Here is a 15,704-nt window from a genome sequence, read left to right as displayed (position 1 = left end):
TTTCATAGGTGAGGAATCGGAAAGAATATCCAGTCTGTTTGACGCAAACGGTCGATTGATCGACGAGTCAGCATCGACGCTTCCCGCTTGACGGTCGGCTGCTGTGCGGCGACCAGGTGGTGCGGTGCAAGCCCGATCAAGTTGATCACTGATCCATGGCCTGCACCGCTGCAATATCGAGGTTCGCGCAACTCGACCGGGCAACGCGTGCGCCCAGACAAGCCGCCAATCCCTACGGCTTGATAAATTTCAACGTCATCCGATCCGACTCGCCGATCGCCGCAAACCGCGCGCGGTCGACATCGCCGCCTTTGTAGGTAGGCGGCAGCGACCAAACACCATGCGGATAATCTTTGGTGTCCTTCGGATTGGCATTGATCTCACTGCGCCCGGCCAGCACGAAGCCTGCCGCTTGCGCGTGTTCGATAACGTAGTCCTCGGTCACGTAGCCGCTGTCGATCATCTGCTGCACCGTCGCGCCGCGCTGCGCGCGATGCTCCTCCACGCCTAGCACGCCGCCCGGCTTCAGCGCGAGCCAGAACGCACGCAGGTTGTCGTCGATCTGACCATCCTTCATCCAGTTATGGATATTGCGAAACGTGAGCACGCGGTCGAACTGCTCATGCGCGTCGAAGCCCTTGAACTGGCCCGCGTGCAAGCCGCCGGTTACGACGTTGCCATAAAGCGCGGGCGTCGCGGCGAGCTTGCGCAGGAAAGCGGCGTCGGTGTCGCGGTCTTCGGCGGCCAGTTCCGGCGAGGTGCTGACGTATTGGGCTTCGACAAGATGGCCGTGATCATGCAGCCAGGGCGCGAGAATATCCGTATACCACCCGCCGCCCGGCGCAATCTCAAGCACGTTTTGCGTCGGCTCCACGCCGAAGAACTGCAGGGTCTCTTTCGGATGGCGATACACGTCGCGCGCTTTGGCTCGCTCGTTGCGCTGCGGGCCGTTGATTGCGGCGTCGAGTGAACTCGCACTTTCCGCAGGCGTGAGTGTTGCCTGCGAGGTTTGCATACCCTGGCCAGCCTGTTGCGTGGGCGCGGCGCAACCCGCAGCGAATAGAACGAGTGACGCGGTGGAGATAGCGGCAGCGCGCTTCAAGGCAATACGTGCGGGGACTCGATGAAGCAGGATCGGGTTCATGGACGAAGGCGCGGATTTTGGACAGTCCACACGATACCCGGTTATGCGCCGTTGTGCTGGCCGGGCATCGTGTGTCGCGTCACCGTTGCGCGGATTGCGTCGCTTTCGCGGCCTGCGCGCAGCCTTGTTGGGCAGTAAGCGCGACCGCCTCGCTGATCGCCGCGGGCAGATATGAAACGTGATTCTGGCCCGGGTAGACCTGCATATCGGCAATGAAGCCGAACGCGGGCGCATCGTTGAGCGCTGATGCAAAGGCTCGCGCATTGTCGATCATCGCAGCGTGGCGCACGCGTTCGACGCGCGCGGGCGGGCTGTCGGGCGCGAGATGCTGCTCGTCGCCGCCGACGCGAATCGCGAGCGGAATGCCCGACGTTGACGCTTTAACCGCATGCTGAGGATCGCGCACGCGTTCGAGCAGCGCGCCCGCGTCCCACCATAGCGACGGGCTGGCCGCCATGTAGCGCGAATACGCCTGCGGATGCGAAAGCGCATCGTGCAGCACGAAAAAGCCGCCCAGCGAATGCCCGAACAGCATGCGCGAACGTGGCGTTTCATGTATTTGCGCTTCGACGGCGCGCGGCAGCGCTTCGTTGACGAGCGTCTCGAACGCCGCCGCACCGCCGGTTTGCAGCGGCTTGCCTTGCGCGTCGCGCGGCACGCCCCAGCCGTCGCGGGTCGCCGTAGTGAAATCGCGGAAACGCTGCGGCTCGTCGAAGAGCGCATCGTTATCGGCGGCGATGGCGGCAATCGTGACGGGCCCGATCACGCGCGCCTGCAAGCGCGCGGCGCTCACGGCAAGCGCGAAGGTGGCGTTGCCGTCGAGCAGCACGAGCAGCGGCGCAGCGCCTTCACGCACGCACGTATTGGCGATTTCGCCGGACGCACGAGGCATCGCTCCCGCCGCTGGCGCAGCGACAGGGTGATAGAGCCAGACGCGATAGCGCGGGCCTTGCGGCCCGGCTTGCAGGAAGAACGAAGTCGTATCGGGCAGCAATGCGTTCGATGCGCCGATCGATTCGACATCTGTTTTAACAGGTGCGGCGTGAAGCGACGCAGAAGCCGCCACAACGAAGCCGGCCAGCACGCGCGGCAAGGAAGAACGAGAACGTTTCATCGTCGGGTTCACCATTGATAGCGCGCGGTGCCGATCACTTCGCGGCGCACGCCCCAGAAGCATTGCGTTGCGCTCGCGCAGGCGGCGACGTATTGCCGGTCGAACAGGTTCGACGCATTGAGCGCGAAACGCCAGTTGCGCAGTTCGTAGTGCAGAGCGAGATCGACGAGCGTAAACGAGCCGACACGGAACGAATCATCTGCTGCGCCATACGTGCTGCCGATATAGCGCACGCCCGCGCCCATGCCCAGGCCCTTGAGCGTGCCGCGATGCAGCGTGTAGTCGGCCCACAGCGAGGCAGTCTGCTTCGGTACGGCGGCGGGCGTGTGACCCAGCGAGCTGTCGTTCGCGCTGGCGACCCATGCGCTCGTATAGCTGTAGGCCGCGATCAGCGACAGCTCGCGCGTGAGGTTCAGGTGCGTTTCCACCTCGACGCCGCGGCTTTTTACGGCGCCCGTCTGCACGCGGTAGTTCGAGTTGTTCGGATCAGGCGTGGACACGTTGTGCTGTTCGAGATCGTAGAGCGAGAGCGTGGTGAAGCTGCTCGTGCCTGGGATCTGGTATTTGAGGCCGACTTCGAACTGGCGTCCCGTCGTCGGCTTGAGCGCGCTGCCGTCCGCCGTGGTGCCCGACGTGACGGGCTGGAACGAACGCGAAAAGCTCGCGAACGGCGACAGCCCGTTATCGAAGGCGTAAAGCGCGCCCGCGCGCCACGTGAACGCACGATCGAACTGCGTCGTGGACGTGTGCTTGACGTACTCGTTCGCACTGGTCGTGGCGTAGTCCTCGCGTGCGCCAAGCACGAACGACCACTTGCCCAGCGTGATCTGATCCTGCAGATACAGGCCGAGATCGTCGGTGCGCTGGCGCGTGTAGCTCGCGAGCTTCGGGGCCGTGAGCGCCTGGCCGTAGACCGGATCCGTGATGTCGAGCGACGGCGCCTTACCCGAAGACAGGCGGCGGTCGGCCATCGTCATCTGGTAATCGAGGCCCATCAGCACGGCATGCCGCACCGCGCCGGTGTTGAAGTCGGCTTCGAGCTGCGTGTCGGTCGACAGCGCGTCCAGATGCTCCATCGAAGCGGTCGTGAGGCGGTTCAGGTAGCGGTTCAGGTAGCGGTTCGCCGAGGTCGTATAGCCGCTCGAATAGACCGTCTGGTAGTCGCTCCACATATGCATGTAGCGCGCGTTCTGACGCACCGTGAAGGTGTCGTTGAAGCGATGCGTGAAGGCATAGCCGATCTGCGCCTGCTCGCGGCGGAAGTGATCGTAGTCGGGTTCGCCGTCGTTGAAGCCGGTGCCGATCATCCCGTTCGGGTTGTACGAAACCGTGCCGTAGCGCGGCAGGAAGCCGTAGTAGCCGTTGTTCGGATCGTACTGGTAGCTTGCGAGCAGCGTGAGTTCGGTGTTGGCGTCAGGGCGCAGCGTGAGCGAGGGCGCGACATAGATGCGCTGCTCTTTCGTTCCGGAGACCTGAGTATCGGCGTCGCGTGCAAGGCCGACGAAGCGGTACAACACGCGTTTATCGGCGTCGATTGCGCCGCCCAGGTCGAACGCGCCTTCCCAGCGATTGTGTGTGCCCGCGCCCAGCATCACCTCGTTGACGTGATCGGCTTCGGGGCGCTTGCTTTCCAGCACGACCACGCCGCCGGGATTGGCCTGGCCATAGAGAATCGAGCTGGGGCCGCGCAGGACTTCGATGCGTTGCAGTCCATATTGCTCGATCTGCGGCACCGCATAGGACAGGCCGCGCCCGAGATTCAGTCCATCGAGAAAATTCACGTACACGGCATTGCCGCCGAAACCGCCAAAGCCGCGCATCTGCAAGCTGTCGTAACGGTCGCCGATCCCGCGCGTTTCCGGCACGATGCCCGCCGAGTAGCGCAGCGCCTGCGAAACCGATTGCACGTTCTGTTCGTCCATCTGCTTGCGCTCGATGATCGACACCGATTGAGGCGTGCGCGACAACGCGACGTTTGACTTGAGCGCAGCGCTGGCGATGGTGGGATCGTGGCTGTCGCCCGCGTTTTGCGCGCTGATCTTCACAGCGGGCAGCGCGGTTTCAGGCGTCGTATCGGCGCTGGGGCGAGGCGGCTCGGGATCGACTTCGAGCACGAACGCCGCGTTCTGGCCGGGCACGGCGCGCAAGCCGGTGCCGCGCAGCAGTTGCGCGAGCGCGCGGGCGGGATCGGCGTGGCCGGTGAAACCCGGCGATTGCTTGCCCGCGACGAGCGCGCTGGCGTAGGCCAGTTGCACGCCGCTGGTCTCCGCGAACTGGTTGAGCGCGGCGTTCAGGCCGGACGGTGCGATGCGGTAGTCGAGCAGCGCGCTGCGCTGCGCCGTGGCGGCGTCGCGCGCCGCGTCCTGATCCGCGAGTGCGGGCCATGCCGTGCCAAAGAGTGCCGCTGCCGCCGCGCTGATCGCGAGCGGACGAAAAGATGCTTGCGTGAACAACGAAATTCCCCCGAACTGATGCTGTAGATGCTGTGCGTTTCTGGTCTTGCTGAGGGAATAGACGTTTGCGCGCGCAAAAACCGGACGTCCTGCGCGAAATATTTTTTTATTCGGCGTCGGCGGCGTTCTGGGCCGAGAGAATCACGACGCGCCCGGCGATCTGCGTGGAGCGCAGCGAGAGCGTTTCGGCGAGTGTGGCAAGGGCCTGGCCTGGCGCATCGATCGCGAAGTTGCCCGATACGCGCAACGTCGCCGCGCTGCCGCGTACGTAGATGAAGTGGCCTTTCCAGTAGCGGTTGAGCGTGGCGGCGACATCGGCGAGCGGGGCGTCGGTGAAGACGATGCGTCCGCGCTGCCACGCCGTGGCCGCAAAAGTATCGATGGCAACGGGTTGGGGCGCGTGCGTCGGCGCGCTGTATTCGACGCTTTGCCCGGCGGCGGCTTCCACGCTGCCCGCGGTGTTGTGCACGGACACGCGGCCCTGTGTGACGGTGACCAGCGTGGCAGCCGTGGCGTTGCTGCGATCCGGCAGGCTGGCCTGGAAAGCCGTACCGATATCGACGATCTCGCCCGCCGCTGCCTGCACGATGAAGCGGCGCGCGTCGCCGTGCTTCACGTCGAAGGCGGCGCGGCCGCGTTCAAGGACGACGCGGCGTTCGTGTCCGTCGTAGCGCACGTCGACAGCCGAATCGGCATCGAGCCGCATCACGCTGCCATCGTCGAGCGCAACGGTGCGCACTTCGCCAGCCGTGGTCGTGAAGTCCGGTGCGTGAAGAAACAGCGCGAAGCCGATTCCCGCTGCCGCGAAAGCGCACGCAAACGCGGCGCGGGGCGCGGTGAAGCCAAAAGAGAAACGCGCACGCGGCGCAGGCGCGGGGACTGGCGGCGCGGCGGGACGTTCGGCAGGACGCGCGCGCAACGCATCGGCGTGTTGCCATTGCGAGGTTGCCGCATCGAACGCGGCGCGATGCTCGGGCGAGCGCGCACACCAGCGTGCGAGGCGCGCATCGTCGCGCGTCGCGCGGCCCGCGTCGATGCGCACGACCCAAACGGCGGCCTCGGCGCGCAGGCGCCTGGCGCGCGCGTCGACAGCGCCGCTGGTCGAACTACCTGAAGAAGAAACGGGCATACCCAGTGGCTGGAAATCCTTAGTCATGGGCCGTCGGTGCAGTCTCGCCGGACGCGTCCTGATCGAATGCGGTCAGCCCGATCAGCGCGCGCCGCAGATGCTTCTCGACCATGTTGCGGCTGATTTGCAGGCGCTCGGCGATGGCTTCGTGCGACAGGCCATGCACCTTGCGCAGCACAAACACCTCGCGGCAGCGGGCGGGCAGCGCGCTCACGGCCTGCTCCAGCGCGCGGGCAGTCTGCGCGGCTTCGGCAAGCAGGCTCGGGTCGATGCGGTCGACGGCCAGATCGGCAAAGGCGTCATTATCGTCGTCGTGCGGCGTCACGTCGACGTGCAATAGCGTGCTCGTGCGGCTCTCGCGGAAGCGATCGACGATCAGGTTCTCGATCACGCGCACGAAGAATGCACGCGGCTGGCGCACCTCGGCGGCGCCCGGCAGGGACGCGACCTTCACGAACGCATCGTGAACGAGATCCGACGCGGCCTCCGCCGACTTCACGCGGCGCGAGGCGAACGCCAGCAGCGCGCGATAGTGCGCTGCGAACGTATGAGCGAGGCTGGAAGACGGCTGCACGAGTGGATCTGCAAGAGACCCGCGCGGCGTGGCCGGCGGGTTTCATGGCGCTTACGATAATTTTACGAATGAGAATTATTATCGTTTATGCGCGTTCGTGCAAGCGGGGATTTGCGGGAGCGTGTGACGCTGGCTAGATGCCCGCGCTCGCCGGGCCGGTGCAGGGCGCTTGCCCGGCTTCGCCCAGATGCCGCTCGTAGTGGAGGAGGTCGTGCCATTCGCCGTGCAGGTACATGCTGCGCGTGGCGCGGCCAAAGGCGGTGAAGCCGTTGCGTTCCAGCACGCGCGTCGATCCGACGTTTTGCGGCCGCACGACGGCTTCCAGGCGCGACAGACGCAAGTCCTTCGCGGCGCATTCCAGGGCAAGTGCAACGGCCTGCGATGCGTAGCCTTGCCCCGCGAACGGGCTGCCGATGCGATATCCCAGCGTGGCCCGGTTGAAATACGGCCGCGTCACGTCGACGAGATTTACTCTGCCGACAATCTCATCGCCTGACCAGACGAGATATTGGTAAGCGCGGTCTTTGTCGATATCGGTTTGTGCATTGGCTATCGCTTCGCGCACAGCATCGAGGCTGTAATAAGCGGGGGAGCGCGCGTTGATCCAATGCTCGAAATACGCGCGATTGTCAATTTCGAACGCCAGCAGCGCATCGGCATCGTTAAGCGTCGGGTGGCGGATCGTCAGCATAGGCCAGGAGTGAATAGGCGAATTTGCGAGTTTGAATTCGCTGGCGATTCTACAACCGTGCTCCAAAAAACAAACGGCAGCCTCGCAAACGAGGCTGCCGTGCCGAACTGATGAAGCTTAGGTTATTCGGACGCTTGCGCACCGGCGGGCGAGCGGCGCAGGGACGGCGAGCCGTTTTTCGACGCGAGCACATAGTAAGTCAGTGCGGTTGCAACCAGACCCACCATCCACGACACGTCCGCGCCGCCCAGGATCGATGCCCAGGGGCCGTGGAAGAAACTCTCTTCCATGAACGGCACCTGAATCGCGATACCGAATACATAAATCGCAATCGACTTCACATTGACCGAGCCATACATGACGCCGTTGCTGCTGATGATTTCCGACACGCGGTAGCGGCGCTTGTTGATCAGATAGAAGTCGACCAGGTTAATCGCAATCCACGGCGCAAGCACGATGCGCATGGCGAAGATTGCCGTGAGGAAGATCGCGATGAAGTTGCTCGACGCCCACAGCGCCGTCACCGTCGATGCCACCAGCAGCAGCGTCGACACGACGATACGCACCTGGCGGCCCGGCACCCAGCTCGGGCGGAACGTCTGCGCGGCCGTGATGATGGACAGCACGCCGCCGTAGAGATTCATGCCGTTGTGGCCGATGATGTTGACGAGGAAGAGGCCGATCAGCACGTAACCGAATGCGCCCGTTTGCGTGCGGATCGCTTCCATCGCGTCGGTGGCGTGGCCGGTGCTCACGGCCAGCACGCCGAACAGGAACGCGAAGATCGTGCCCAGCGACGTACCGAAGTAGGTGAAGGCAAAGGTCTTCGCGAAGCCCGTCGTGGTCGGCAGGTAGCGCGAATAATCCGACGTATAAGGTGCAAAGCTGATTTGCCACACGGCGCACAGGCCGAACATCGCGAACCAGTTGGCGATATCGAAGTGGCCCTGATGGAATGCGCTTGCGTCGAGGCTCGGGATCATCAGCACCATGCCCACGACCAGCGCGCCGCCCATGAACCATGCGCCGATCTTGTTGAAGCGGTGAATGAAGTGATAGCCGATCACGCCCACCAGCGTCGCCAGCACGGCGCCCAGCACCGTCCCGACATGCACCGGCACGAACGGCGCGGCGGTGTGCAGCGTCTTGCCCGCGAGAATGATGTTGGAAACAAAGAAGCCCAGATAAATCAGCGTGGTGAAGCCGACGACCAGCAGCGAGCCATAGCGACCGAATTGCGCCCGGCTTTGAATCATCTGCGGCACGCCCACGAGCGGGCCTTGCGCCGACGTGAGCGCATGAAAGATCGCGCCGAAGAACTGCCCGGCGGCGATAGCCAGAATCGCGCTGACCAGATCGAGGTGGAAAATCAGCACCGAAGTTGCGCCGGAAATCACGGCGAGCGGCGCGACGTTGGTGCAGAACCACAACGTGAACAGGTCGGCGGGCTTGCCGTGCCGGTTCTCCGGTGCAACATATTCGATCGAGTTGCTTTCGATGGTCAGAACGCTGTTTTCGTTCGCCGGGTTTGTCATCATGTCTCCAACTTTATTGCCAGGCCATGCCGTGCCACACGCGTGAATGGTGTGGCGAGGCAGGGCGTCTACGGCTATGTCTCTATCAACGCGGTGGTCGATGGGTTAGCGCCTAGCGCATCACGAACGGGTCGCTGATCGGCTCGTCCGAAGTCCGCAGCCAGACCGACTTGGTGGTCGTGTATTCGAGCGCCGCGCTCATGCCGCCTTCGCGGCCGTGGCCCGACAGGCCGAAGCCGCCAAACGGCACGAGCGGCGAAACGGCGCGATAGGTATTGATCCACACGATGCCCGAACGCACCCGCTTCGACACGCGATGCGCGCGCGTGAGATTCGTGGTGAAAATGCCTGCCGCAAGGCCATATGCCGTGCTATTGGCTTTTTCGATCGCTTCCTGCTCGGTCGAGAAAGTGTCGACCGACAGCACCGGGCCGAAGAGTTCGGTCGTGATGCTATCGGCGTTTTCCACGCCGGTGCAGTCGATGATCGTCGGGGCGTAGTAGAAGCCGTCGCGATCGAGCGCCTTGCCGCCTGCGAGCACTTTCGCGCCCTGGGCAACCGAGTTCGCGACGATCTTCTCGATGTGGCGAAGCTGGCGCTCCGTGCACAGCGGGCCGTATTCCGTGGCGAGATCGTCCGGTGCGCCCACCTGGATGCGCGACACCCGCTCGACCAGCATCGCAAGAAACTGCTCCTTCACCGACGCTTCCACCAGCAGGCGCGAACCCGCCACGCAGCTCTGGCCGCTCGCGGCAAAAATCGCCGCGACCTGCGCATTCACTGCGCTTTGAATGTCGGTGTCGGCGAAGACGATGAACGGCGACTTGCCGCCCAGTTCCAGCGAGACCTTGGCGAGGTTTTTCGATGTGTTCGCAACGATATGCCGGGCCGTTTCAGGGCCGCCCGTGAAGGCGACCTTGTCGACATCCGGATGGCTGCTGAGCACTGCGCCGCATTGCGCCGCGAAACCGGTAATCACGTTCACGACGCCGGCAGGGAAGCCCGCTTCGTGAATCAGCTTCGCGAATTCGAGCAGCGGGCCCGGTGCTTCTTCCGATGCCTTGAGCACGACGGTGCAACCGGCGGCGAGCGCCGGGCCCACCTTCACGGCCGACAAAAACAACTGGCTGTTCCACGGCACGATGGCGGCGACCACGCCCACGGGCTGACGTTCGAGCCACACCTGCATATCCGGCTTGTCGACGGGAATGTGGCTGCCTTCGAGCTTGTCGGCGATACCGGCGTAGTAGCGGTAATACTCCGCCACGTACGCGATCTGGCTCGACGTCTCGCGGATGATCTTGCCGGTGTCGTGCGTTTCAATTTCAGCGAGTCGCGGCGCGGCTTTCTCGACGAGATCGGCGAGCTTGTGCAGCAGCTTGCCGCGCGCCGACGCGGTCAGTCCAGCCCACGCCGGGTCGCTCAATGCGCGGCTGGCGGCGGCGACGGCACGGTTGACTTCGTCGGTGCGGGCTTCGGGCATCTGCGCCCACACCTTGCCGGTTGCCGGATTGATACTGCCGAAACTCGCGGCGCCCGGCTCGAACTGCCCGTCGATATACAACTGAAATTGAACACTCATGGAATCCGTCCCTTAGTCCCTTACTTGAACGCGGGCATCACGTCGTTGATCATGCGCTCCAGCGAGGCCTTCTTGCGCTCGAAGCTCATGCCGGTGTCGATCCAGAACGAATACTCGTCGAAGCCCAGCGCTTCGTAAGCCTTCAGTCGGCCGATCACTTCTTCAGGTGTGCCGATCACATTGTTCTTGCGCATCGCTTCCGGCGTGTAGAACGGATGGGCGTCCATTTCTTCCTTCGTCAGCGGCTTGATGAGGCCCTGGCTGACCGGGCGCTCGTTCTTGAACCACGCCCCAAAGTAGTTATAGAACGCGTTCACTTCTTCCGCCGCGACCTGCGCGTCGTCTTCGTTGCTGGCGACGTACGTGTGGCGCAGCAGCATGATCTGCGGACGCGGCACTTCGCTGAACTTCTCGCACGCGGCGTTGAAATGGCCCACGAGCTTTTCGACTTCTTCGTCGCCGAAATGCAGCGGCGTGACCTGCACGTTGCAACCGTTCGAGACCGCGAATTCATGGCTGTTCGGATCGCGCGCGGCAACCCAGATTGGCGGGTGCGGCTGTTGCAGCGGCTGCGGCGCCGAGGTCGTCGAAGGGAACTGCCAGAACTCGCCTTCGTGCGCGTAATCGCCTTCCCAGAGCTTCTTGACCGCAGGAATCAGTTCGCGCATGCGCTGGCCCGCGCCCCATGCGTCGAGGCCCGGCATCAGGCGTTCATATTCGAACGAGTAAGCGCCGCGCGCAATGCCCAGGTCGAGACGGCCGCCCGTGATGATGTCGGTCATCGCGGCTTCGCCCGCAAGCTTGATCGGGTGCCAGAACGGCGCGATCACGGTGCCGGTGCCCAGACGGACGTTCTTCGTCTTGCTCGCGAGATCGACGAGATTGAGGAACGGATTCGGCGCGATCGTGAAGTTCATGCCGTGGTGCTCGCCCGTCCAGACGGCGTGCATGCCGCCCCGGTCTGCGATCTGGCAAAGCTCGACCATTTCGTCATACAACTGCTTTTGACTGGTCTGGTCGGAGACGCGCTCCATGTGAACGAAAAGCGAAAAACGCATGGTGTGACCTTTCAGGAAAGAAGCGGGCGAACCGTACCGTTGCTATGGTCGCCGTAGTACATGCCGTAGCTCTTGAGCTGGCTCTCTTTGCGATAGCGCTGGAGCATGCTGGCCACCGCGCTGTCCTGGAACTGATCCTGCTCGATGTCGTCGAGGCTCACGAACTGGCCGGCGGCGCCATCTGCGGCCGCTGCCTCTTCCGGCGCGCTGCAGAGGAACGAGATGTACTGGTAATGGGTTTCGGTGTTGTTATAAGCCGAATAAATAAAGCTTGCAGACGCATCGGGCTGATATTTGCCGAAGAGTTCGGCAAGCGCCTTGTCCGCGCCTTCCTTGCCGATTTCTTTCGACGGCAGGCCCCACTTGTTATCGGCGGTGCGCGTGAGCAGGACTTTTTCGTCGCGCGCGATGATTGCGCTGACGATGACTTTCGGCCCCGCGATCACTTCGGCGGACACCCTGGCCGGCGTGAAATAGCCGCCGCGGTAATAGCCGAGGCCTGCGTAGCCCGCCGAATGGAACGCCTCGACCTTGCCGACGAGCAGCGCGTGGTCGCCCGCATCGATCACGGCGTGCGTGGTGCAATCGAACCACGCGCTGACCTCGCCGATAAGCGGGTTGTTATTCGCGCTCAGATTCCAGTTCACGTTGGCGAAGCGGTCTTCGCTGGGGCGCGCGAACGTGTTGGACAGGTCTTTTTGTCCTTCCGAGAGAATGTTGATCGCGAAGTGGCGCGTGGTCGAAAACGTCTGATAGTTGCTCGACGTCTTCGCGATGCTCACCAGCAGCAACGCGGGATCGAGCGACACCGACGAGAACGAATTGGCGGTAAAGCCGAGCGGCTGGCCATCGTCGCGCGAGGTGGTGACGATGGTCACGCCGGTCATGAAAGCGCCGAACGCGTCGCGAAGTTCGCGAGTGTTCAGGGCGGCGGTCGTGGGGACGGTCTCTTGGCTCATATCAGACTTCCGACTTCAAAGGTTCAACCGGCGACTGGACTTGCGTCGTGACGCTCAGCCATTCGCGCAGGGCGCGATTGACGGCTTCGGGCGCGGTCAGGTTCACCATGTGGCGCTCGTCCTCGATCACGACGGCGCGGCCGTTGTGCGCGGCGCTGGCCATCTGCTGCGCCATGTCGGGCGTCGAGTTCGGGTCGTCCGAGCCGGTCAGCACGAGCGCAGGGCAGGCGATCGTGTTCCAGCCGTCGGCGTAGACTTCGTCGCCTTTCGCGAAGGCCGTGTACGCCGTGGCGTAGCCCGCGAGATCGACCGACTTCAGCCACGATTCGACCTTGTGCGCGGCGACCTGCTGCGCCTCTTCGGCGTTGAACCAGCGCTTGAGCGGCGTCTGCACGTCGATCGTTCCCGAGCGCAGTTCGGCGGCGCGTTGCAGCACGGCGTCGCGCGCCTGCTGCGTGCGGCGATAGACGCCGTTGAGCACGGCTACGCGCTTCACCAGATCGGGACGCGTGACGGCGACACCCGCCGCGATCAGCGACCCCATCGAATGACCGGCCAGGTTCACGGGGCCGGCGTCGAGCGCCTCGATAAAGGCGATGGCCCACGCGACGAACTGCTGGAGGCCCGCACCGGCGTCGAGCGCAGTGCTCTGGCCGTGGCCCGGCATATCGACGGCAATCACGCGGAAATCGCGCGAAAGCTCGTCGATCTGCGGATACCACGCGTGCGCCTGCATGCCCACGCCGTGAATCAGGACGAGCGGCTCGCCACTACCTTGTTCGAGGTAGTGCGCGACGCGCTTATCGGACAGCGGCAGGATTGTTGACGTCATTTCCGAGCTCTGCGAGATCTTTGTAGCGGTCGCCAATGCGGTGATGCGGACGGCCACCCGTTGCGCCGCCGATGGCGATGACGATTTCGTCGGCTGCGGGCGCGTCGGGGATGGCGAATTGCAGCGTCAGGTAGTGCGAGCGACGGCCTTCGTCGTTCTTGTCCATCATCGGGATCAGCAGCGGCGCATTGGCCGGGCCGCGCGTGTTGTTGAACGCCAGATACGACTTGGCGCCCACCGCCGAGCGGTACGTATTGCCGAAATGCAGCGTGTGGATCAGCGCCGAAGCGTGTTCCAGTTCGCCGTCCAGGCCGACGATGGCGCTCTTGCCGAACGCTTCGACCGCTTCGCCCGAACCGGCTTCATCGATGATCAGCTTGGTCAGGTGCGCGCTGAGTTGCGGCGCGAGTTCGCGGATTTCCGGCGAGAGGTCTTCCACATAGCCGCGGCCCGCCCAGGGATTCTTGATGACGGCGACCGCGCCGATCATCTTGAGCGGCCTGGCGGCGGTCTTGTCGCCGTCGACGAAGACGTTCTCGACATGGAGGATGGACTTGCGAATCAGGCTCATGGCGCATTCCTTACGTGCGTTGATTGTGGCTGCTAGTTTGGTATACCATGTTACGGCATGCCATGAGTGTTAACCCTGAACGAGTGCCCAGGGGAAGTCCTGAGGGCTTCGGGACGGCGAAGTGTTGGGGGAGCGGCGGGCAGCGCGACAGACGCAATGATCTGTAAGGAAGGCGCAAAGCCTTTCGTATCATCCGCGCCAAAATCGCCAAATGACTTATTGAATGGTTTATGAATCTGACTATTGAGAACCCGCCGGTGACGCTGCGCGAGCTGTCGTTGAACAAGCTGCGCAATGCGATCATCAGCGGCTATTTCCCGGCGGGAAAACGGCTGGTCGAACGCAGCCTGTGCGAAGAGATGGGCGTGAGCCGCTCGGTCGTGCGCGAGGTGATCCGCTATCTGGAGGCGGAAGGACTCGTCGAGATCGTGACCGGAAAAGGCCCGACCGTATCGACGATGAGCTGGGAGGTCGCCGCGCAGATCTATCAGATCCGCATGGTGCTGGAGCAAGGCGCAGTGGCCGCGTGCACGCAGAATCTGACGCCTGAAACGGCGCTACAGATTCAGGCGCAACTGGCGGAATTCAAAGGCGCATTTGGCGGCGACGACGTGAATGCGATCGTCAATTCGTCGTCGAAGCTGTACGAGAAGATCTTTTCGGTGGCGGGGCAGAGCGTGGCGTGGGAAGTCGTGCAGCGACTGAACGGCCGGATCAGCCGCTTGCGCGCCATGACGATGAAGTCGACGAATCGCAGTGAAACCGGTTATCAGCGCATTGAAAAGATTTGCCGCGCGATTTGCGAATTGCGCGATCCGGAGCAGGCGAAACAGGCCGTGCACGAACATATCAGCGAAGCGGCCGCTATTGCACAACGCATTCTTGAGAACGAAAAGGAGAAGTCATGACGGCATACTGGATTGCTCACGTGACGGTGCTCGACGCCGACAGGTACAAAGGCTATACGGACGCCGCGCCGGAGGCTTTCAGGAAGTATGGCGCGGTATTTCTGGCGCGTGGCGGTGCGTATGAAGTGCTCGAAGGCGATACCTTCCAGCGTCATGTCGTGATCCAGTTCAAGGACATGGAGACGGCGCTGGCCTGCTACCACTCGCCGGAGTACCAGGCGGCCAGGGCGAAGCGGGAAGGGTATAGCACCGCCCAGATCACGATTGTCGAAGGACTGCCTGGCTGATTCCATGGCTTGAATCGTGGCCTGAAATGTAGGCGTGCAGGGATGCAACGTCCCTGCCTGTTTGCCTTTGCGTTACCCGCTTTTTCCCCCTCCGCTGCTTTCTCTAGTCCTCTCCGCGTCCCCGGTCATATCCATCGTATCGATGATAGGACGCATATATGATTGATTTGACAGATGAGCGAGCGATCGCTAATTTGTCATGCCGGGACATCATCCATTCCCATCGACTGTTTCATTCCCCGCGATGGAAGCGATTTAATTTGCAATCCAAATGAATACCGCAAAAATCGAACGCATCGAAACCCGCCTCGTCGACCTGCCGACGATTCGCCCCCACAAGCTGTCCGTGGCGACGATGTACGGCCAGACGCTGATGCTCGTGAAGGTGTACTGCAGCGACGGTACGGTGGGCATCGGCGAGGGCACCACGATCGCGGGCATGGCCTACGGCCCGGAAAGCCCGGAAGCGATGAAGGTCGCCATCGACACCTACTTCGCACCGGCCATGATCGGCCAGGACGCCACGCGCATCCAGGCGCTGATGGCGCACCTGGGCAAGCTGGTGAAGGTCAATCACTTTGCAAAGAGCGCGCTGGAAACGGCGCTGCTCGACGCGCAGGGCAAGCGCCTGGGCGTGCCGGTGAGCGAACTGCTGGGCGGGCGCCGCCGCGACCGTCTGCCGGTGGCATGGACGCTGGCCTCCGGCGACACCGCGAAGGACATTGCCGAAGCCGAACATATGCTTGAAGTGCGCCGCCACAACGTCTTCAAGTTGAAGATTGGCGCAAAGGCGCTTGCGACCGATATCAAGCACGTCGCCGAAATCAAGAAGGCCGTGGGCGATCGCGCCGCCGTGCGCGTGGACGT

Annotated in this window: 14 protein-coding genes and 1 pseudogene; 3 read left to right on the top strand and 12 right to left on the bottom strand. The window is 63.2% G+C overall.

Going from position 1 to position 15,704, the window contains the following annotated elements; translation table 11 throughout:
- Window positions 1–232: 232 nt before the first annotated feature.
- The 12 genes from BBA01S_RS27105 to BBA01S_RS27050 form a co-directional block, all read right to left on the bottom strand.
- The gene (locus tag BBA01S_RS27105; protein ID WP_245641603.1) at window positions 233–1,015 is read right to left on the bottom strand and encodes a class I SAM-dependent methyltransferase; all 783 of its coding nucleotides are present in this window, start codon (window positions 1,013–1,015) and stop codon (window positions 233–235) included.
- A gap of 208 nt (window positions 1,016–1,223) precedes the next feature.
- The gene (locus BBA01S_RS27100; RefSeq protein WP_167336049.1) at window positions 1,224–2,258 is read right to left on the bottom strand and encodes an alpha/beta hydrolase; all 1,035 of its coding nucleotides are present in this window, start codon (window positions 2,256–2,258) and stop codon (window positions 1,224–1,226) included.
- A gap of 8 nt (window positions 2,259–2,266) precedes the next feature.
- Window positions 2,267–4,711 (bottom strand): TonB-dependent siderophore receptor, encoded by a 2,445-nt coding sequence (locus BBA01S_RS42970; protein WP_052391911.1) that lies wholly within the window; start codon window positions 4,709–4,711, stop codon window positions 2,267–2,269.
- 106 nt (window positions 4,712–4,817) lie between these two features.
- Window positions 4,818–5,867 (bottom strand): FecR family protein, encoded by a 1,050-nt coding sequence (locus tag BBA01S_RS27090; protein ID WP_084162572.1) that lies wholly within the window; start codon window positions 5,865–5,867, stop codon window positions 4,818–4,820.
- Window positions 5,860–6,414, bottom strand: a complete 555-nt coding sequence (locus BBA01S_RS42965) for a sigma-70 family RNA polymerase sigma factor (RefSeq protein ID WP_052391910.1) — start codon at window positions 6,412–6,414, stop codon at window positions 5,860–5,862. The genes BBA01S_RS27090 and BBA01S_RS42965 overlap by 8 nt, the downstream gene beginning before the upstream one ends.
- Before the next feature lie 133 nt (window positions 6,415–6,547).
- Window positions 6,548–7,105 (bottom strand): GNAT family N-acetyltransferase, encoded by a 558-nt coding sequence (locus BBA01S_RS42960; RefSeq protein WP_042297975.1) that lies wholly within the window; start codon window positions 7,103–7,105, stop codon window positions 6,548–6,550.
- A gap of 122 nt (window positions 7,106–7,227) precedes the next feature.
- Complete coding sequence (locus tag BBA01S_RS27075) at window positions 7,228–8,643, bottom strand: purine-cytosine permease family protein (RefSeq protein ID WP_245641602.1); 1,416 nt, start codon at window positions 8,641–8,643, stop codon at window positions 7,228–7,230.
- A 109-nt stretch (window positions 8,644–8,752) separates the two neighbouring features.
- Window positions 8,753–10,222 carry an aldehyde dehydrogenase gene (locus tag BBA01S_RS27070; protein WP_027819187.1) on the bottom strand — a complete coding sequence of 490 codons (1,470 nt, stop codon included), beginning with the start codon at window positions 10,220–10,222 and terminating at the stop codon, window positions 8,753–8,755.
- 20 nt (window positions 10,223–10,242) lie between these two features.
- Window positions 10,243–11,280 carry an LLM class flavin-dependent oxidoreductase gene (locus tag BBA01S_RS27065; protein ID WP_027819186.1) on the bottom strand — a complete coding sequence of 346 codons (1,038 nt, stop codon included), beginning with the start codon at window positions 11,278–11,280 and terminating at the stop codon, window positions 10,243–10,245.
- A gap of 11 nt (window positions 11,281–11,291) precedes the next feature.
- Entirely contained in the window at window positions 11,292–12,239 is a 948-nt protein-coding gene (locus BBA01S_RS27060) for a flavin reductase (RefSeq protein WP_027819185.1), read from the bottom strand.
- Between the two features lies 1 nt (window position 12,240).
- The gene (locus tag BBA01S_RS27055; protein WP_027819184.1) at window positions 12,241–13,071 is read right to left on the bottom strand and encodes an alpha/beta fold hydrolase; all 831 of its coding nucleotides are present in this window, start codon (window positions 13,069–13,071) and stop codon (window positions 12,241–12,243) included.
- Window positions 13,040–13,642: an amino acid synthesis family protein gene (locus BBA01S_RS27050; protein WP_027819183.1), complete on the bottom strand. Its 603-nt coding sequence runs from the start codon at window positions 13,640–13,642 to the stop codon at window positions 13,040–13,042. Before BBA01S_RS27050 ends, BBA01S_RS27055 begins: the two co-directional genes overlap by 32 nt.
- Before the next feature lie 230 nt (window positions 13,643–13,872).
- Between BBA01S_RS27050 and BBA01S_RS27045 the strand changes: the two genes are divergently transcribed.
- From BBA01S_RS27045 to BBA01S_RS27035, 3 genes and pseudogenes are all read left to right on the top strand, one after another.
- Complete coding sequence (locus BBA01S_RS27045) at window positions 13,873–14,550, top strand: GntR family transcriptional regulator (RefSeq protein WP_027819182.1); 678 nt, start codon at window positions 13,873–13,875, stop codon at window positions 14,548–14,550.
- A complete protein-coding gene (locus BBA01S_RS27040; protein ID WP_027819181.1) occupies window positions 14,547–14,837 on the top strand; it encodes a DUF1330 domain-containing protein in 291 nt (96 codons plus the stop codon). The genes BBA01S_RS27045 and BBA01S_RS27040 overlap by 4 nt, the downstream gene beginning before the upstream one ends.
- A gap of 271 nt (window positions 14,838–15,108) precedes the next feature.
- A pseudogene (locus BBA01S_RS27035) lies at window positions 15,109–15,704 on the top strand (muconate cycloisomerase); the annotation flags it as partial.

The sequence above is a fragment of the Paraburkholderia bannensis NBRC 103871 genome (genome assembly GCF_000685015.1).
Taxonomy (GTDB): Bacteria; Pseudomonadota; Gammaproteobacteria; order Burkholderiales; family Burkholderiaceae; genus Paraburkholderia; species Paraburkholderia bannensis.
Note: the sequence above shows the minus strand (reverse complement) of the source record. Positions and strands in the feature narration are given on the sequence as shown.